The sequence below is a fragment of the Curtobacterium sp. MCLR17_039 genome (assembly GCF_003234745.1).
Classification (GTDB): domain Bacteria; phylum Actinomycetota; class Actinomycetes; order Actinomycetales; family Microbacteriaceae; genus Curtobacterium; species Curtobacterium flaccumfaciens.
The window spans coordinates 262,549-281,499 of sequence record NZ_QKTF01000005.1; the positions used below are offsets into that span (position 1 = coordinate 262,549).

At 71.8% G+C, this 18,951-nt stretch carries 15 protein-coding genes; 12 read left to right on the forward strand and 3 right to left on the reverse strand.

Annotated features, from left to right (window positions below; genetic code table 11):
* Positions 1–18 precede the first annotated feature (18 nt).
* From mnmA to DEJ00_RS08625, 9 genes are all read left to right on the forward strand, one after another.
* The gene (mnmA, locus tag DEJ00_RS08585; protein WP_111057035.1) at positions 19–1,125 is read left to right on the forward strand and encodes a tRNA 2-thiouridine(34) synthase MnmA; all 1,107 of its coding nucleotides are present in this window, start codon (positions 19–21) and stop codon (positions 1,123–1,125) included.
* 66 nt (positions 1,126–1,191) lie between these two features.
* Entirely contained in the window at positions 1,192–3,522 is a 2,331-nt protein-coding gene (gene ligA / locus DEJ00_RS08590) for an NAD-dependent DNA ligase LigA (RefSeq protein ID WP_111057036.1), read from the forward strand.
* A gap of 193 nt (positions 3,523–3,715) precedes the next feature.
* Complete coding sequence (locus DEJ00_RS08595; RefSeq protein ID WP_111057037.1) at positions 3,716–5,137, forward strand: alpha/beta hydrolase; 1,422 nt, start codon at positions 3,716–3,718, stop codon at positions 5,135–5,137.
* 247 nt (positions 5,138–5,384) lie between these two features.
* Positions 5,385–7,700, forward strand: a complete 2,316-nt coding sequence (locus DEJ00_RS08600) for a transglycosylase domain-containing protein (protein ID WP_111057038.1) — start codon at positions 5,385–5,387, stop codon at positions 7,698–7,700.
* Between the two features lie 98 nt (positions 7,701–7,798).
* On the forward strand, positions 7,799–8,098 hold the full coding sequence (gene gatC / locus DEJ00_RS08605; protein WP_017887005.1) for an Asp-tRNA(Asn)/Glu-tRNA(Gln) amidotransferase subunit GatC: 300 nt from the start codon (positions 7,799–7,801) through the stop codon (positions 8,096–8,098).
* Between the two features lie 11 nt (positions 8,099–8,109).
* Complete coding sequence (gene gatA / locus DEJ00_RS08610) at positions 8,110–9,657, forward strand: Asp-tRNA(Asn)/Glu-tRNA(Gln) amidotransferase subunit GatA (protein ID WP_027464607.1); 1,548 nt, start codon at positions 8,110–8,112, stop codon at positions 9,655–9,657.
* Positions 9,657–11,162 carry an Asp-tRNA(Asn)/Glu-tRNA(Gln) amidotransferase subunit GatB gene (gatB, locus tag DEJ00_RS08615; RefSeq protein WP_035807593.1) on the forward strand — a complete coding sequence of 502 codons (1,506 nt, stop codon included), beginning with the start codon at positions 9,657–9,659 and terminating at the stop codon, positions 11,160–11,162. Before gatA ends, gatB begins: the two co-directional genes overlap by 1 nt.
* 110 nt (positions 11,163–11,272) lie before the next feature.
* Positions 11,273–12,448, forward strand: a complete 1,176-nt coding sequence (locus tag DEJ00_RS08620) for a type III polyketide synthase (RefSeq protein WP_111057039.1) — start codon at positions 11,273–11,275, stop codon at positions 12,446–12,448.
* Positions 12,445–13,167, forward strand: coding sequence for a methyltransferase domain-containing protein (locus DEJ00_RS08625; RefSeq protein WP_111057040.1), 723 nt, complete (start codon positions 12,445–12,447; stop codon positions 13,165–13,167). The genes DEJ00_RS08620 and DEJ00_RS08625 overlap by 4 nt, the downstream gene beginning before the upstream one ends.
* 165 nt (positions 13,168–13,332) lie before the next feature.
* Here DEJ00_RS08625 and DEJ00_RS08630 read toward each other — a convergent pair whose 3' ends face one another.
* Complete coding sequence (locus DEJ00_RS08630; protein WP_111046337.1) at positions 13,333–14,382, reverse strand: zinc-dependent alcohol dehydrogenase family protein; 1,050 nt, start codon at positions 14,380–14,382, stop codon at positions 13,333–13,335.
* 80 nt (positions 14,383–14,462) lie between these two features.
* Here DEJ00_RS08630 and DEJ00_RS08635 point away from each other — a divergent pair, with 80 nt between their 5' ends.
* Positions 14,463–15,407, forward strand: a complete 945-nt coding sequence (locus tag DEJ00_RS08635) for a DUF3097 domain-containing protein (RefSeq protein ID WP_111057041.1) — start codon at positions 14,463–14,465, stop codon at positions 15,405–15,407.
* A 70-nt stretch (positions 15,408–15,477) separates the two neighbouring features.
* On the forward strand, positions 15,478–16,131 hold the full coding sequence (locus DEJ00_RS08640; RefSeq protein ID WP_017886998.1) for a hypothetical protein: 654 nt from the start codon (positions 15,478–15,480) through the stop codon (positions 16,129–16,131).
* A 166-nt stretch (positions 16,132–16,297) separates the two neighbouring features.
* Here DEJ00_RS08640 and DEJ00_RS08645 read toward each other — a convergent pair whose 3' ends face one another.
* Positions 16,298–17,311: a LacI family DNA-binding transcriptional regulator gene (locus DEJ00_RS08645; RefSeq protein WP_027464613.1), complete on the reverse strand. Its 1,014-nt coding sequence runs from the start codon at positions 17,309–17,311 to the stop codon at positions 16,298–16,300.
* The gene (locus DEJ00_RS08650; protein WP_220038853.1) at positions 17,308–17,730 is read right to left on the reverse strand and encodes a DUF3054 domain-containing protein; all 423 of its coding nucleotides are present in this window, start codon (positions 17,728–17,730) and stop codon (positions 17,308–17,310) included. Before DEJ00_RS08650 ends, DEJ00_RS08645 begins: the two co-directional genes overlap by 4 nt.
* A 263-nt stretch (positions 17,731–17,993) precedes the next feature.
* Between DEJ00_RS08650 and DEJ00_RS08655 the strand changes: the two genes are divergently transcribed.
* Positions 17,994–18,806, forward strand: a complete 813-nt coding sequence (locus DEJ00_RS08655) for a hypothetical protein (RefSeq protein ID WP_146247918.1) — start codon at positions 17,994–17,996, stop codon at positions 18,804–18,806.
* Positions 18,807–18,951: the final 145 nt, after the last annotated feature.

Consider the following 18,951-nt stretch of genomic DNA (forward strand, 5'->3'; position numbering starts at 1 on the left):
GCGGGTTACCCTGGACGCATGCGTGTTCTTGCGGCGATGAGCGGTGGTGTCGACTCGGCGGTGGCCGCAGCCCGGGCGGTCGACGCCGGCCACGACGTGGTGGGCGTGCACCTGGCCCTGAGCCGGATGCCCGGCACCCTGCGCACCGGCAGCCGCGGATGCTGCACCATCGAGGACTCGATGGACGCCCAGCGCGCCGCGTCGGCCCTCGGGATCCCGTACTACGTGTGGGACTTCTCGGCCCGGTTCAAGGAGGACGTCGTCGACGACTTCGTGGCCGAGTACCAGGCCGGCCGCACCCCGAACCCCTGCATGCGCTGCAACGAGCGGATCAAGTTCGCGGCGCTGCTCGAGAAGGCACTCGCCCTGGGGTTCGACGCCGTCGCGACCGGGCACTACGCCTCGATCGTCACCGGTCCGGACGGCTCCCGTGAACTGCACCGGTCGGCCGCCTGGGCGAAGGACCAGTCGTACGTGCTCGGCGTCCTGACCGCCGAGCAGCTGCAGCACGCCATGTTCCCGCTCGGAGCCACCCCGTCGAAGGACGAGGTCCGGGCCGAGGCCGCCGAGCGCGGGCTGACGGTCGCCCAGAAGCCGGACTCCTACGACATCTGCTTCATCCCGGACGGCGACACCCGCGGCTGGCTGGCGGACCGCGTCGGCACCGCCCCCGGCGACGTCGTCGAGCGTGACGGCACGGTCGTCGGCTCGCACGAGGGTGCCACCGGCTACACCGTCGGACAGCGCCGCGGCCTGGCCCTCGGCCGCCCGGCACCGGACGGCAAGCCCCGGTTCGTGCTCGAGATCCGTCCGAAGGACAACACCGTCGTCGTCGGCCCGAAGGAAGCCCTCGCCGTCACCTCGATGTCCGGCTCGCGGTTCACCTGGGCGGGCACGGCCCCGGCCGACCCCGCGACGCCGTTCGCCTGCGACGTGCAGATCCGCGCGCACGCCGACCCGGTGCCCGCGACCGCCCGGGTGCAGGACGACGTGCTCGTCATCGACGTCGACGATCCGCTGCACGGGGTCGCTCCCGGGCAGACCGCCGTGGTCTACGTCGGCACGCGGGTGCTCGGCCAGTGCACGATCGACACCACGGTCAGCGCCGTCCCCGTCGACGCCTGACCCCGCCGCTCCCGGGGCGCACGCTCGCTGCACGCCGCGTCGGTGGTGCACGGTAGAACTGATGCCATGAGCGAGACCGACGCGACGTTCGAGACCATCGACCCCGACGGGCTCGACGCCGCCCAGGCCGCGCGCGAGGTCGACCGGTTGCGCGCCCGCGTCAACGAGCTGCGCCACGACTACTACGAGGGCAACGCCTCGCCCCTGTCGGACGCCGACTACGACGCCCTGGTGCACCGCCTCGACGCGATCGAACGGCGGTTCCCGGAACTCCTGACGCCCGACAGCCCGACGCAGACCGTGGGCGGGCAGGCGCAGACGACGCAGTTCGCGCCGGTCGAGCACGCCGAGCGCATGCTCTCGCTCGACAACGTCTTCAGCCCCGACGAGCTCACCGAGTGGTCCCTCAAGGTGCAGCGGGACGCCGGTGCCGAGCGGGTGCGGTTCCTGACCGAGCTGAAGATCGACGGCCTGGCCATCAACCTGCGGTACGAGCACGGTCGGCTCGTCTCGGCCGCCACCCGCGGTGACGGCGTGGTCGGCGAGGACGTCACCGGCAACGTCCGCACGATGGGCACGATCCCGGACCGCTTGTCGGGCACCGGCCACCCGCCCCTGGTCGAGGTCCGGGGCGAGATCTTCTTCCCGGTCGCCGAGTTCGACGAGCTCAACGCGAACCAGCGCGAGGCGGGGGAGCGTGTGTTCGCCAACCCGCGCAACGCCGCCGCCGGGTCCCTCCGCCAGAAGGAAGAGGGCAAGTCCGAGGCGAAGCGTGCCCTGATGGTCGACCGGCTGCGGCGTCTGCGGATGCTCGTGCACGGCATCGGCGCGTGGCCCGTCCGCGAACTCGAGCAGGGCACCGACGTCCGCAGCCAGTCCGAGGTGTACGAGCTGCTGCAGACCTGGGGCCTGCCGACGAGCAGCCACTACCGGGTGTTCGACACCATCGACGAGGTCAACGGCTTCGTCCGGACCACGGGGGAGCGCCGGTCGGCCGTCGAGCACCAGATCGACGGTGTCGTCGTGAAGGTCGACGACCTCGCCCTGCACGAGGAACTCGGGTCGACGTCACGGGCGCCGCGGTGGGCGATCGCCTACAAGTACCCGCCCGAAGAAGTGCACACCACGCTCACCGACATCGTGGTCAGCGTCGGCCGCACCGGCCGTGCGACCCCGTTCGCGGTGATGGCCCCGGCCGAGGTCGCCGGTTCCGTCGTCCGCCAGGCCACGCTGCACAACCAGCAGGTCGTCAAGGCGAAGGGCGTGCTGATCGGCGACACCGTCGTGCTGCGGAAGGCCGGCGACGTCATCCCCGAGGTGCTCGGCCCGGTGGTCGAGCTCCGTGACGGCTCCGAGCGCGAGTTCGTGATGCCGACGAACTGCCCCGAGTGCGGCACCGAGCTCGCCCCCGCGAAGGAAGGCGACATCGACCTGCGCTGCCCGAACGCGAAGAGCTGCCCGGCGCAGGTGCGCGGTCGGGTCGAGCACATCGCCTCGCGCGGGTCGCTCGACATCGAGGGGCTCGGCGAGGTCGCGGCCGCGGCGCTCACGCAGCCGCTCCGCCCGGAGACCCCGCCGCTCGTCACCGAGGCCGGACTGTTCGACCTGACGATGCAGGACATCGTCCCGATCGAGGTCATCGTCCGCGACGCCGAGACCGGCATGGAGAAGGTCGACGACGACGGCGCCCCGAAGCGCGTCACACCGTTCAGTCGGGCGCGCAAGAAGACCGATCCGCCGTTCGACCCCGAGGCGCGGGGCGCCGAGTACACCGGTGAGCCGAGCCGCTACCCGTCGAAGAACGCGTTCGAGATGCTCGCGAACATCGACGCCGCGAAGACGAAGCCCCTGTGGCGGATCCTGGTCGGCCTGAGCATCCGCCACGTCGGACCGGTCGCCGCCCGAGCCCTGGCGAACCACTTCGGCTCCCTCGACGCGATCCGGTCGGCCTCGCGCGAGGACCTCGCGGCCGTCGACGGGGTGGGCGGCATCATCGCCGACGCCCTGCTCGCCTGGTTCGACGTCGACTGGCACCGCGAGATCATCGACCGCTGGACCGCGGCCGGCGTGCAGTTCACCACCCCGGGCCACCCCGGCCCGGGCGGCGCCGACGTCGAGGGCGGCGTGCTGAGCGGCGTCACCGTCGTCGCGACCGGCTCACTCGAGGGCTACACGCGCGAAGGGGCGCTGGAGGCGATCATCACCGCCGGCGGCAAGGCGGCGTCGAGCGTGAGCAAGAAGACCGACTTCGTGGCCGCCGGTCCGGGTGCCGGTTCGAAGCTCACGAAGGCCGAGCAGCTGGGTGTCCGGATCATCGACGCCGAGCAGTTCCACCTGCTCGTGACCGAGGGGCCGGCGGCGCTCGCCGAACCGGAAGCGCCGACGACCGAGGACTGAGGCCCGAGGACCGAGCGGGATGCCCAGCACGCCCGGTCGCATCCGCTGAGCGCGGCGCGCCGTCGAACGCGCCCAGTTCGGGGGACAAGTTGCATCGCGCATGGATGATCGGCGGACATCTCCATAGACTCGACCGAGCATCACCCGTCGTCTGCAGGGGGACGTCGGGACGGCCTTCCCGGGGGAGACCCGATTGCTGCTCATCGCTGCGGCTCTGCTCACCGCCTCGGTGCACTCGCTCGGAGTGATCGAGGCCCCAGGCATGCCCCCGGCGCCCCAGGTCACGGTCGCCAGAACCGCCGCGACCCGCATCGTCCCGGTCGCTGACCCCGCCGCCATGCTCCCGGCGGCACCGGCGGCACCGGCGGTACCAGCGGCGTCGTCGTCGACATCGACATCGACATCGACGACGGGGGTCGGGGTCGACGACCTCGCCGCCGCGCACGGACGAGCCTTCGTGGACGACCTCGGTGCACTCGGCGCCGCCGACCTGCGAAGCGCGGCCACCGACCGTCGTGTCGTGGCGACGGTGCAGGACGACCCGCCGCCCGCGCAGACCGTCGCGCAGTGGTGGTCGCACCTGCCGGCCGACGAGCAGGACCGGCTCCGGGTGCACGCACCCGCCCTGGTGGGGAACCTCGAGGGCGTGCCGTACGCCGTCCGCGACCAGGCCAACCGCGCGACGCTGACCGCCGGCCTCGCCGACGCCGACCTCGGTGCAGCCCGGGCCGCGATGCTCGGGCAGGTCCGCGACTCCCTGGTGCAGGAGCCGGGCGACCCGCGGCGCTTCCTGGTGGCGCTCGACACCCGGGGTTCCGGGCGTGCGGCGATCAGCATCGGCGACCTCGACACCGCGGCCGACGTCACCGTCGTGGTGCCGGGCATGTTCTTCACGGTCACCGGGCAGATGACCGACTTCACCAACACCGCCAACGACCTGTCCCGGGAGCAGGCCACCCTGGCGCCGCTCGCCGCCACCGGCAACGGGTCGGGTGTCGCCGTCGTCGCGTGGATGGGGTACCGCACTCCGGACCTGTCGAACATCCTGTCGCTCGGGCTCGCACGGACCGGGGCGGAGCGGCTCGAACGGACCGTCGCAGGGCTGCGCGTGATCCGCTCGGGCGACCAACCGCGGGTGAACATCGTCGCGCACTCGTACGGGTCGACCACGGCGATGACGGCCCTGGCGTCGGGGCGCATGACCGCCGACACCCTGACCGTGCTCGGATCGCCGGGCAGCGACGTGCGGACGGCGGACGACCTCGCCGTCGCCACCGGGCAGGTCTTCGTCGGCGGTGCACACAGCGACCCCATCGCGGGCTCCGGGTACTTCGGTACCGACCCGGGTGGGGCGTCGTTCGGCTCGACCGTGCTCGACCTGGCCGGGGGCGCCGACGCGCTGTCGGCCGGTGACGTGTTCCGGCGTCCCGTGGGGCACAACGACTACCTCAAACCGGGCACGGCATCGCTGCACGACGTCGCCCTGATCGGCATCGGACGTGGCGACCTGGTGCGCGAGCAGGTCCGACGCGGGAAGTCGGGTGGCGACGGCATCGTCGGCGCCTCGCCGGACATGTACCTCGTGCGCCCGCAGGATCTGCAGCCCCGTGACTGACCGGCCGTGCCCGACCGCCCCCTGAGCGACCCGGCGGACCCGCCGGTCGTGGCGACGCGGTGGGCGTGACCCGATCGTGACCGGCGGCCGACGTGCCGGAGCCGACGCGGGCCTCCCGGCCGGATCGGTGCGCCCGCGCGGATCGCGACCCGTCCTCGGAACGGGCTGGGTGGCAACCTGAACGCGACCGCAGCCTGCACTCGTTCCGGGGCAGAACCAGTACAGCCCTGCTGCCTACGGTGCCGTCATGCGTGTGGTGCGATGGCCTGGTGCTCTCCTGATGTTCGTGGTGATGTCCGTGCTCGCCGGCATGCTCGTCGCCGTCGCGGTGACCCCGGCGGTCGCCGTCGCGGGAGAGGGGACCTCCGGGGCGGTCTCGTTCTTCGAGGACCTGCCGACCTACCTCGACGTGCAGACCCCGCAGCAGGTGTCGTCCATGTACGCGGAGCAGGGCGGGAAGCAGGTCAAGATCGCCTCCTTCTACGCCGAGAACCGCACGAACGTCACGGCCGACCAGATGGCGGACACGCTCAAGCAGGCGGCGATCGACACCGAGGACCCGCGCTACTACGACGAGGGCGGCATCGACGTGCTCGGCACGCTCCGCGGCGTCGCCGCGACCGTCGTCGGCGGCGATGTGCAGGGCGGCTCGAGCATCACGCAGCAATACGTCAAGAACGTCCTGGTGCAGCAGTGCGAGGAGCTCACCGGCGCGGACCAGGCCGCCACCGAGAAGAAGGTCGAAGCCTGCTACGAGGACGCGGCCGGCGTCACGCCGCAGCGCAAACTGCAGGAGATGCGGTACGCCATCGCGGTGAACAAGAAGTACTCGAAGGACGAGATCCTGACCGGGTACCTCAACATCGTCGGGCTCGGCGGGCGGGTCTACGGCGCCGAGGCCGGGGCCGAGTACTACTTCGGCGTGCACGCGAAGGACCTGTCGCTCGTGCAGTCGGCCACGCTCGTCGCGATCCTCAACAACCCGTCGAACCTGCGCATCGACGTGCCGAGCGACAAGGATAACGGCAAGGCCAACGGGTACGAGCTGACGAAGGAGCGCCGTGACTACGTGCTCCGCCGGATGCAGGCGCACGGGTCGATCACGAAGGCGCAGATGACGAAGGCGATCGCGACGCCGGTCACGCCGAAGATCACCGAGACCGCCAACGGGTGCTCGACCGCCGCGACGAACCACGACGCCGGCTACTTCTGCGACTACGTCCGCGACCAGGTGCTGCAGGACCCCGCGTTCGGCAAGACCGCGGCGGCACGCATCGCCACGCTCGACACCAAGGGCCTGCAGATCCACACCTCGCTCGACCTCGACCTGCAGGGTCAGGCACAGTCCGCCCTGTCCACCTACGTGCCGGCCACCATGGCCGGCGTCGACGTCGGCGGCTCGAACATCACCGTGGAGCCCGGCACCGGCCGGATCATGTCGATGGTCCAGAACACCACCTACACGCAGGGGGACCACGCCGGGGCCGGTGCCACGGCGGTGAACTACAGCGCCGACTCCGGGTACGGCAACTCGGGCGGGTTCCAGACCGGCTCGACCTACAAGGTGTTCACCCTGGCCGAGTGGCTCGCCAGCGGGCACACCCTGTCCGACTCGGTCACCACCTCGGAGCACCAGTTCGAGAACGCCGAGTTCACCAACACCTGCCAGAACGTCGCGGGCGGCACCTGGAACGTCGCCAACGCCGAGAGGGTGCCGTCGTCGATGTCGGTCGAGGCGGCGACGGTCGAGTCGATCAACACCGCGTACGCCCAGATGGGCAAGCAGCTCGACCTGTGCAAGATCGCCCAGCTCGCGCAGTCGATGGGCATCCACCGCGCCGACGGCGGTGACCTGACGCAGACGCCGTCCTCGATCCTCGGCGTGAACGAGCTGTCGCCGATCGACCTGGCCGAGGCCTACGCGGGCTTCGCCAACGGCGGCATCGTGTGCACGCCCACCGCGATCGACTCGGTGACCGAGGCGGACGGCACGAAGATCACCCCGACGCCGTCGTCCTGCACGCAGGGCGTCTCGGCGGACGTCGCGGGCACGGTCGACTACGCGCTGCAGGGCGTGCTGTCCGGGTCGGGGACGGCCGCGAGTGCGAACCCCGGGGACAGCGTGGCGAAGTTCGCGAAGACCGGCACCACCGACGGTGACGTGCAGAACTGGCTGGTCGCGTCGTCGACGAAGTACACGAACGCCACCTGGGTCGGCAACGTGCAGGGGAACGTGAGCCTGGCGAACTGGCCATTCCTGCAGGGCACCACCGGGTACAGCGCGAAGTTCGGGGTCGGGAAGTCGATGATGGCGTACCTGGACCAGACCGTCGGCGGGGGAGCGCTGCCCGCGCCGAGCCAGGCGATGATCGGGCAGGCGAGCAAGTCGTCATCGTCATCGTCGTCGGGGTCCTCGTCCGGGCAGGGGACGGCACAGGACGACCAGACGACGCCGACGGCCGCGCCAGCCGCTCCGGCTGCACCCGCTGGTCCGGCTGCTCCGGCGCCCGCCGCGACGGTGGCCCCGGCGGCGCCGGCTGCGAGGGACCAGAACGGGAAGTGACCCGACAACCCCCGCGGGGCGTTGTCCACAGCCGCGCCTGCGCGCCCGACGCAGCCAATAGACTGTGGGGCATTCCACGAACCGATCGACGGAGCACCATGCCTGACATCACGAGCGAGCAGGTCGCGCACCTGGCGAACCTCGCACGTATCGCACTCACGCCCGACGAGATCGAGAAGCTGACCGGGGAGCTGTCGCACATCGTCGAGAGCGTCGCCAAGGTCGCCGAGGTCGCGACCGACGACGTCCCGGCGACGAGCCACCCCGTGCCGCTCGGCAACGTCACCCGACCCGACGTGGTCGGCACGACGCTGACGCAGGAGCAGGCGCTCTCCGGGGCGCCCGACTCCGACGGCGAACGGTTCCGCGTGACCGCCATCCTCGGCGAAGAACAGTAGGGCGAAGAACAGTGACTGACGACATCACGAAGCTGAGCGCCGCGGCGCTCGCCGACGCCCTCGTGGCGCGCGACGTCTCGAGCGTCGAGGCCACCCAGGCCCACCTCGACCGGATCGCCGCCGTCGACGGCGACGTGCACGCGTTCCTGCACGTCAACCAGAACGCCCTGGCAGTGGCGAAGTCGATCGACTCCCGCCGTGCCGCCGGTGACGACCTCGGGCCCCTCGCCGGTGTGCCGATCGCCGTCAAGGACGTCCTGTGCACGCAGGACATGCCCACGACCGCCGGGTCCAGGATCCTCGAGGGCTGGGTGCCGCCGTACGACGCCACCCCCGTCGCGAAGCTCCGCGCCGCCGGCCTCGTGCCGCTCGGCAAGACCAACATGGACGAGTTCGCGATGGGCTCGACCACCGAGTTCTCGGCGTACGGTCCGACCCGCAACCCGTGGGACCTCGACCGGATCCCCGGCGGGTCCGGCGGTGGCTCGGCCGCCGCGGTCGCGGCGCACGAAGCACCCTTCGCCCTCGGTTCGGACACGGGTGGCTCCATCCGCCAGCCCGGTGCCGTGACGGGCACGGTCGGCGTGAAGCCGACCTACGGCGGGGTGAGCCGCTACGGCGCCATCGCGCTGGCGTCCAGCCTCGACCAGATCGGCCCGGTGTCCCGCACCGTCCTCGACGCCGCGCTCCTGCACGACGTCATCGGTGGGCACGACCCGAAGGACTCCACGTCCATCCCGGACGCCTGGCCCTCGATGGCCGCCGCCGCACGCGAAGGGCTGCAGGCGGACACGCTCCGCGGCCTGCGCGTCGGCGTGGTGAAGGAACTCGCCGGGGGCGACGGGTTCCAGGCCGGTGTCACCCAGCGCTTCCAGGAGACGGTCGCGCTGCTCGAGTCGGCCGGTGCGGTCGTCGTCGAGATCGACGCTCCGTCGTTCGCGTACGCGATCAGTGCGTACTACCTGATCCTCCCGGCCGAGGCGTCGTCGAACCTCGCCAAGTTCGACTCGGTGCGCTTCGGCCTCCGGGTCACGCCCGAGAACGGCGCCACCGTCGAGGACGTCATGGCCGCCACGCGTGAAGCCGGCTTCGGACCCGAGGTCAAGCGGCGCATCATCCTCGGCACCTACGCCCTGAGCGCCGGCTACTACGACGCCTACTACGGCTCGGCGCAGAAGGTCCGCACGCTCGTGCAGCGGGACTTCCAGGCCGCCTTCGAGCAGGTCGACCTGCTCGTCAGCCCGTCGGCGCCGACGACCGCGTTCCCGATCGGTGAGCGCATCGACGACCCGCTGGCGATGTACCTCAACGACCTCACCACGATCCCGGCGAACCTCGCCGGCGTCCCCGGGATGAGCATCCCGAACGGCCTCGCGCCCGAGGACGGCCTGCCCGTCGGCGTGCAGCTGATGGCGCCCCAGCGTGAGGACGCCCGGCTGTACCGCTACGGTGCCGCCCTCGAGCGTCTGCTCGAACAGCAGTGGGGCGCGCCTCTCATCGCGTCCGTCCCGGACCTCGACCAGAGTCAGCAGTCCGCTGCGCAGGAAGGTGTGATCTGATGGCGCAGAAGGACGCGCTGATGGACTTCGACGAGGCGCTCGAGCGCTACGAGCCGGTGCTCGGCTTCGAGGTCCACGTCGAACTCGCGACGAAGACCAAGATGTTCTCGGACGCCCCGAACTTCTTCGGCGGCGAGCCCAACACGAACGTCACCCCGGTCGACCTCGGGCTGCCCGGGTCGCTGCCGGTCGTCAACGCACAGGCCGTGCGGTACTCGATCCAGCTCGGGCTCGCGCTCGGCTGCTCGATTGCCGAGTCCTCGCGGTTCGCCCGGAAGAACTACTTCTACCCGGACAACCCGAAGAACTACCAGGTCTCGCAGTACGACGAGCCCATCGCCTACGAGGGCGAGGTCGAGGTCGAGCTCGCCGACGGCACGATCTACAACATCCCGATCGAGCGCGCCCACATGGAAGAGGACGCCGGCAAGCTGACGCACGTCGGTGGTGCCACCGGCCGCATCCAGGGCGCCGAGTACTCGCTCGTCGACTACAACCGTGCCGGCGTGCCCCTGGTCGAGATCGTCACGAAGCCGATCTTCGGCGCCGAGCACCGTGCCCCCGAGCTCGGAGCCGCCTACGTGCAGGTCATCCGCGACCTCGTCCGGGCGCTCGGTGTCTCCGAGGCCCGCATGGAGCGCGGCAACCTGCGGTGCGACGCGAACATCTCGCTGCGCCCCCGCGGGCAGGAGAAGCTCGGCACCCGCACCGAGACCAAGAACGTCAACTCGTTCCGCGCCGTCGAGCGTGCGATCCGCTACGAGATCCAGCGTCAGGCCGCGATCCTCGCCGCCGGTGGCACGATCACGCAGGAGACCCGCCACTGGCACGAGGACACCGGCCGTACCTCGGCAGGTCGCCCCAAGTCGGACGCCGACGATTACCGGTACTTCCCGGAACCCGACCTGCTGCCCGTCGTGCCGGACCCCGCCGTCATCGCGGAGCTCCGTGCCTCGCTGCCCGAGGCCCCCGTCGCACGCCGCCGTCGCCTGAAGGGTGACTGGGGCTTCGCCGACCTGGAGTTCCAGGACGTCGTCAACGGTGGCCTGCTCGACGAGGTCGAGGGCACCGTCGCCGCCGGCGCCGCACCCCAGGCCGCCCGCAAGTGGTGGACCGGTGAGATCAGCCGCGTCGCCAACGCGCAGGACGCAGCCCCCGGTGACCTGGTGTCGCCGAAGCACGTCGCCGAGGTCATCGCGCTCGTCGAGTCCGGCGACCTAACCGACCGTCTGGCGCGCCAGGTGCTCGAGGGCGTCATCGCGGGCGAGGGCTCGCCGGCGCAGGTCGTCGAGGCCCGCGGGCTCAAGGTCGTCTCGGACGACTCCGCCCTGACGGCCGCGGTCGACGAAGCACTCGCGGCGCAGCCCGACGTCCTGGCGAAGATCCAGGACGGCAAGGTCCAGGCGGCCGGCGCGATCATCGGTGCGGTCATGAAGGCCATGAAGGGCCAGGCCGACGCCGCACGCGTGCGGGAACTCGTCCTGGAGCGCGCACAGCAGTCGTAGGCAGTCCCACCACGCAGGGCACGGTGCCGGTCGGTGCCGTGCCCTTGCGTGCGTCCCGGTCGCCGTGGGCATCCTGGGGACACGTCAGCGATCGGGTGACAGGATGAGTCGTGTCCGCAACGATCCGCGCCATCGGAACCGCCGTCCCCGAGACGACCCTCGACCAGCCCAGGGTGCGTGACCTGTTCTCCGCCCAACCCGACCTCGGGCGGCTCGGCAAACGCCTCGTCCCCGCCGCGTTCGACGGGTCGGCGGTCGACCAGCGGCACACCGTCCTCGAGGAACTCGACTCCGCACGTGCCGGTGGTGCGTTCCGTGACGACGACGGCACCCTGCGCTCGCCGTCCACCGGCGCACGCAACGACCGGTACCGCGAACTCGCACCGCCGCTGTTCGTCGCCGCCGCCCGCGACGCCGTGGAACGTGCCGGCATCGCGCCGGAGTCCGTCACGCACCTGGTGACCGTGTCGTGCACCGGGTTCACGCAGCCCGGGCCCGACATCGACGTCGTCGAGCAGCTCGGGCTCCCCGGGGGCGTCTTCCGGCACCACATCGGTTTCATGGGGTGCTGCGCCGCGTTCCCCGCGCTCCGGATCGCCGCGGCGTTCGTCGACCAGGACCCGGATGCCGTCGTGCTCGTGGTCTGCGGCGAACTCTGCACCCTGCACGTCCGCGCCTCGAACGACCCCGACCAGATCGTCGCCAACAGCGTCTTCGGCGACGGTGCGGCCGCCGCGGTGGTCGCCCGCGACGGAGCCGGTCTGCGCTTCGACGACTTCACGACGGCCGTGGTGCCCGAGGGAGCGTCCGAGATGGCGTGGAACATCGGGGACGAGGGCTTCGAGATGGTCCTGTCCACCGCCGTGCCGAAGCTCGTCGGCCTGCACGTCCCGAGCGCCGTGCAACCGCTGCTCGCCGGCGGGGCCGCCTCGGACGTGCCGGTGTGGGCGGTCCACCCGGGCGGCCGGGCCATCCTCGACCGCACCCAGGAGTCGCTCGGCCTGCCGGACAGTGCGATGGAGTCGAGTCGGCGGGTGCTGCGTGAACACGGCAACATGTCGAGCGCCACCGTGCTCTTCGTCCTCCGCGATGCCGTCGACGCCGGCCTCGACGACGGCAGCGCCGTCGTCGCGCTCGCCTTCGGCCCCGGACTCACGGTGGAGAGTGCGCGGCTCACCGCTGTGCGGACCGAGGCGTCGCCCGCGGCAGAACCCGCGGTGTTGTCCGCGGCGGAACCCGCCGTCGCAGCCGACCGCGTGCCCGTCGCGACCACGGGCGCGGCGTGAGCCGTCAGGGCGGCGGCACCACGGGCCTCCCGGCCGTCGACCTGCGCACCCGCGCGCTCAGCCTGACCGAACTGATGGACGACCCGGACTGCGACCCGCGTGCGCTCGCACGCACCTTCCGGCGCTTCGCCGTCGTGAACGCGCTCGTGAGCGGTTGGCGTGCGGCCTGGCGCTCGCACGTCGTGCCGGCCCTGCCCGCCAGCGGCCGTGGCCGGGTGCTCGACCTGGGGTGCGGCGGCGGCGACCTGGCCCGCTCGCTGGTGCGGTGGGCGGCGAGCGACGGGTTCGACCTCGAGGTCGTCGGGGTCGACCCGGACGAACGCGCCATCGCCGCGGCACGGCGGTCGTCCCCGACCGGTGTGACGTTCCGGCAGCAGTCGAGCGGTGACCTGGTCGCGGCTGGTGAGCGGTTCGACGTCGTCGTGTCGAACCACGTGCTGCACCACCTGGGTGCCGAGGAGCGGCGGGGGTTCCTGGCCGACTCCGAACTGCTCGCGAGCGGGCGCAGCCTGCACTCCGACATCCGGCGGTCGCCGGCGGCCTACCGGGCTTACGCGCTGGCGTCACCGCTCGTGGCGGCGGGGACGTTCATCCGGGTCGACGGCCTGCGGTCGATCCGCCGGAGCTTCACCGTGCCCGAACTCCGCGACGTGCTGCCCGGCGGGTGGCGGGCCGAGGCGGCTGCCCCGCACCGGGTGCTGGCGATCCGCGACGCGTGAGCGGGCGTGGCCGCGGGCCGCGGGCCGCGGGGCCGCGGGTCGCGGGGCCACGTTTCGGGCTCAGCGACAGTTCACGCGCGGGCACGCCCGTGAACTGTCGCTGAGCGCGAACGACCGGCCGGCGGCCCGGCGCGACGCGGGACGCGCGACGCGCGCCGCGCGCCGCTACGGGCGCAGCAGCACCTTGATGGCCCGGCGTTCGTCCATCGCGCGGTAGGCCTCGGCGGCCTCGTCGAGCGGCAGCTCCAGGTCGAAGACGCGACCGGGGTCGATCGCGCCGGACAGCACGTCGGGCAGCAGCTCGGGGATGTACTTCCGGGCCGGGGCCATGCCGCCCGCGATGGCGATGTTCGTGTCGAACAGGTAGCGCGTGCCGATCGTCGGCACCCCGTGCGGGACCCCGACGAAGCCGACGTTGCCACCGGGGCGCACCGAGTGCAGCGCCTGGTCCATGCTCTCCTCGGTGCCGACGGCCTCGACGGCGCAGTCGGCCAGGTCGCCGCCCAGGAGCTCCCGGACGGCGTCGACGCCCTCGGCTCCACGGGCGGCCACGATGTCGGTCGCGCCGAACTCGCGGGCGAGCGCCTGGCGGTCCGCGTGCCGGCTCATCGCGATGATGCGGTCCGCGCCGAGCCGCTTCGAGGCGAGCACGGCGGACAGGCCGACCGCGCCGTCGCCGACCACGACGACGGTCTTGCCGGGGCCGACCGCTGCCGACACGGCGGCGTGGTGCCCCGTCGAGAAGACGTCGGACAGGGTGAGCAGCGACGGCACCAGGGCCGGGTCGACCGGGCCGGGGACGACGACGAGCGTGGCGTCGGCGTCCGGGATCCGCACGTACTCGGCCTGTGCGCCACCGACGGGGTCGCCGTAGGCGTCCGTGCTGCCGAAGCCGGACAGGTGGTCGCAGCCGGTGGTCATGCCGTTGCGGCAGGCCTGGCAGGTGCCGTCGTTCATGGTGAAGGGGGAGATGACGAAGTCGCCCTCGTGCAGGCCGGTGACGTCGTCACCGACGGCGACGACCTCGCCGACGAGCTCGTGGCCGATCGGCCGCGGCTGCTTCGTCTCGGTGACGCCGCGGTAGGGCCAGAGGTCCGAGCCGCAGACACAGGCCGCGAGGACCTTGACGACGACGTCCTTGCCGGACAGGAGCCCGGGTCGGTCGCGCTCCTCGACGCGGATGTCGTTCGGGGCGTGGATGATCGCTGCGCGCACGGGCGGGCCTTCCGTCGAGATGATGGGGAACCGGCGCGGTCGACGTCGTCCGGGCCGTCGTCGACAGTACCCTCGTGCGGGTGGACGACGACCGGTACGGCGGCGATGTGCTCTCGGGGGACTGGCGCTCGCGCGGGGTGAAGAAGGTGCGGCAGGTGCCGCTCGAACGGGACATGGTGCTCGAGGACCCGGACTCCGGGTGGGCAGGTGCCGTGGTGGGGCTCGAGGCCGGCAACATCGCGCTCGAGGACTGGAAGGGCCGCACGCGCTCCTTCCCCTTCGCCGGGCAGTTCCTGCTCGAGGGTGAGCTGGTGACGCTGGGGCGGCCGTCGGCGCCGGTCGGCCGGTCTTCCGCAGCCGCTGCCGGCTCGCCGGGTTCGCTGGGTTCCGTTCATTCGGACTGGAGGCCCGGGGGCGCGCCCGCAGTGCGACAGGCGTCCGACGGTGGTCGCCTCCGCACCGCGTCCGGATCGTTCGCCGTGGAGTCGCAGCGTGCTCGGGTGGCGCTCCCCAGCCGCATCATGGTCGAGGGCAAGCACGACGCGGAACTCGTCGAGAAGGTCTGGGGCGCCGACCTGCGCGTCGAGGGCGTCGTGGTCGAGGAGCTCTCCGGCGTCGACAACCTGGCCGCCGTGCTCGACGAGTTCCAGCCGACGCGGGAGCGCCGGGTCGGGGTTCTGGTCGACCACCTGGTGCCCGGGTCGAAGGAGTCCCGCTTCGCCGACGCCGTGATGCGTGGCAAGTGGGGAGCGCACGTGCTCGTCGTCGGGCACCCGTTCGTCGACGTCTGGCAGTCGGTCAAGCCGGCGCGGGTCGGGCTGCGGGCGTGGCCGACGATCCCGCGCTCGATCGAGTGGAAGGCGGGCATCTGCCAGGCGCTCGGCTGGCCGCACGCCGAGCAGGCCGACATCGCTCGGGCATGGCAGCGGATCCTCGGGCAGGTGCGCACCTTCGCCGACCTCGAGCCGGAGCTGCTCGGCCGTGTCGAGGAGCTGATCGACTTCGTGACGGAACCACAGGCCTGAGAACCGGTGGATTGCCCGACCGGCGCGGTGTGCCGGGGGTGATCCGCGCCTCCAGGCCTACTGTTGAGGGATGGACGGCATCGACGGTCGCGTGCGGGGCGCGGTCGACCTGTGGCTGCGCTGGCTGCCGCGCTGGCAGATCGGTACCGCCCGCCCGCGCACGCGCATCTGCCGGAAGTGCACCGGGTCCCCGATCGCCGCGGCCGCAGGGTTCGGACCCGACGTGCCGCACGCCGTCCAGCACGCGCTGATCGGTCGGATCTCGACGATCGTCGAGGACGCCGTCGACGACTACACGGCGAAGAACCTGCCGCTGCTGCAGCGTGAACTCGAGCGGGCGGCGGCCCGGAAGCGGCACGCGGGGTACCAGCCGGCCGAGGGGTTGTCGCCGGAGTTCCAGGGCCTGGACGTGGACCCCGAGCCGTCGCCGGGGTCGCCGTTCCTGTTCACGCTCGGCGAGCTCGCCGGCACCGGTGCGGGGGAGCAGACGCCGCGCGAGCCGTTGTCCGACGAGGCGAAGGCTGCGCTCCGGCACGAGATCGCGCTGTCCGACGAGTGTGCACGGTCGACCGGTACCGCGGTGTGCCTGGCGCTCATCGACCACCGGCCGCGGATCGCCGAGGCCGTCGAACGGCTCGTGGAGCCGCAGATCGAGGCGCTGGTGTCGGACATGTTCCGCGGGTTCGACGGGCCGGAGGACGGCCCGCGCAGCGGGTTGTTCTAGGCGCGGGCGTGGGTGCGGGTGCGCGCGGGTGCGGCTGCGGCTGCGGCTGCGGGTGCGTTCGGTGCGAGGTTCCGTACTCGGTGCGAGCGTTGTCCGGCCGCACCGAGTACGGAACCTCGCACCGTTCGCATGACGCCTCGCACGGTGCGAGGTCGGCGGGTCGGCGTCAGCGGGGGAGCAGGGTGCGGCCGGGGATCACGGTGCCGCGCAGTGAGCGGTGCTCGACCGGGCGCGTGGGGTCGTCGATGCGGCCGATGACGAGGTCGATGGCCTCGCGGCCGATGCGCTCGATCGGTTGTTCGAGTGTCGTGAAGCCGATCCAGTCGCTCGCCAGCGGGTAGACGCCGTCGAACCCGGTGACGGAGAGATCGCGCGGGACCTCGACACCGCGGCGGGCGAGCGCCTCGCACACGTCGAGCATGAGCCGGTCGGTCGGGCACATCACCGCGGTCACGCCCGACTCCTGCACGGCGTCCACCAGGTCGGCGGCGAGGTCGTCGGGTGGCCGCACGAAGCTCGCGTCGATGTCGATCACCCGGACGCCACGTGCTCGGAGCCGCTCGAGCATCGCCGAGGATCGCGCGTGCTGCGTGATCGCGTTGTCGAGCGGGACGGTGAACACCACGGCCGTGGTGTGGCCGGCATCGGCGACGGCATCCGCGATGGAAGCCCCACCGTCGACCTCGTCGCAGTAGACGCTCGAGAGCGCCGGGTGCAGCTCGGGCCGACCCGCGACGACGGTGGCGATGCGGGGCGCGAACTCGGCGATGTCGGCGGACGGCATCAGGCCGCTGCACACGACGAGTCCGTCGACGCGCATCGACACGAGTGCGGCGAGGGCGGACTTCTCGTCCTCGACCCGACCGACGCCCGTCGTGGTGACGACGCGGTAGCCGAGCTCCGATGCGCGGCGCTCCATCACGGCGTGCAGTGCGGTGTAGACCATGGAAGAGGCGTCCCGGACGAGCATCCCGATCGTGTTCGTGCGCCCGCTGACCAGTCCGCGAGCCATGGCGTTCGCGACGTACCCGAGCTCGGCTGCCGCTCGTTCGACGCGTTCGCGGGTCTCGTCCGAGAACCGGCCTGTGCCGGAGAGCACGCGGCTCACCGCCGACTTCGAGACCCCCGCACGTGCGGCGACGTCGAGGATCGTCGGCTGGGAACCGCGGCTGCCGTTCACGCTTCGGACGCTGCGGCGTCCCGTCGCGACCGCGACGCGGTGAACCGGAGCACGCCGCGGGCGATCGCGCGCCAGCCGAGCAGGAACACCCCGAGCACGATCGTCGCGACGATGACGAACGAGATCGGCAGCGGGTTGCCGTCGATGTCGCCCTGCCCGGTGGCGACGCGGATGGCCAGACCGACGAAGACCGTGAGGATCCAGACCACGACGGCGGTCGGCCAGAAGCGCAGCGGTCGAGCCCAGGCTCCGCTCGTCACGTACCCGATCGCCCAACCGGCCAGGAACGGGTACGCGGTGGTCCAGAGCGCCAGCGCCGTGTTGGCCTCACCGTGCGACGAGCGCCCGATGAGAGCGAAGACGACGATGAGGACGACGTCGATGACGGCTGCGAGCCAACCCCAGGTGCGTGCGTTCACCCGCTCATTCTCGCAGGCCCCCGACTGCTCGCTCATTCCTCCACAAGGTGTTCGGCGGGGCTGGCCCTCCACAGCACGCCCACGCGGTGGTGCTCCGTAGGCGGAGGATCCGGAGCATCACCAGTATGTCGATGAACCTCAAGCTCGCACCGGTCCCCGAAGTCCTCACGTTCCGAACGTCCGCTCAGCGCCCCGAGGAGTCCGATGTCATCAGACGTCGGGCGGCTGCGGGGGAGCTCACACGGGTAGCACGCGGACTGTACGTGGAGTCTGCGGGATGGGCCGCACTCCGCCCCAGCGAGCAGCACCACGTCCGGCTGCGCTCGTTCGCTGACCGGATCCGCCCCGGAGACCTGATCTCACACGTCTCCGCTGCCGTCGTCTTCGGTGTGCCCCTGCTCACCCCACCACCGACACGGATCCACGTGACCTCACGTGGTGCCGACCGGCGCACCACGAACGCGACCTTCGTGGTGCACGCCGACCTCGATGCTGAACGGAACGAGCGTCCGGTCGCCACGCCCGACGGGTTGCTGTTGTGCGGACTCGATCGGCTGGCGACCGACCTCGCACTCACACTGCCGTTCACCGACGCGGTCGTGTCCCTCGATGCGCTCCTCCGTCGCGAGGTCGAGCGCGAAGACGTCCGGTCGGCGATCGAGCGGCGCGGGCAGAAAGGACGACGTCGCGCTCTCCGGGCGATCGGGTTCGCCGATGCCGCATCGGACTCACCGGGGGAGTCGTACGCACGAGCGCGGTTCGACCAGTTCGGGACACGACCGCCGGTCCTCCAGCACCGCTTCCGAGCGCTCGGCGAGCCGGACATCGTCGTGGACTTCTGGTTCCCGGATGCCGGGGTCGTGGTCGAGTTCGACGGAGCCGTGAAGTACCGGAGCAGTGCGTACCTGCGGGGACGGACGCCGGAGGAAGCGCTGTTCGACGAGAAGGTCCGGGAAGACCGGCTCCGCGCGTTCCCCGAGGTGCGAACCGTGGTGCGGCTCACCTGGTCGGACCTGCGCAACGAGTGGGTCCTCCGCGCGAAGCTCCGACAGGCCGGAGTCCGTATGTCGCGCTGAGGGGTGTAAGTAGCGCACCGTGCGAGATTGTTCGGCCTCTTGCCGGTGCGCACGGTGCGCGGTTCGTCGCCCATCGCGGACCTGGCTGCTCGGTGCGGGGTCGTCGACAGCGAACCGGGCCGCGCACCGTGCATCGTTCGCCGGT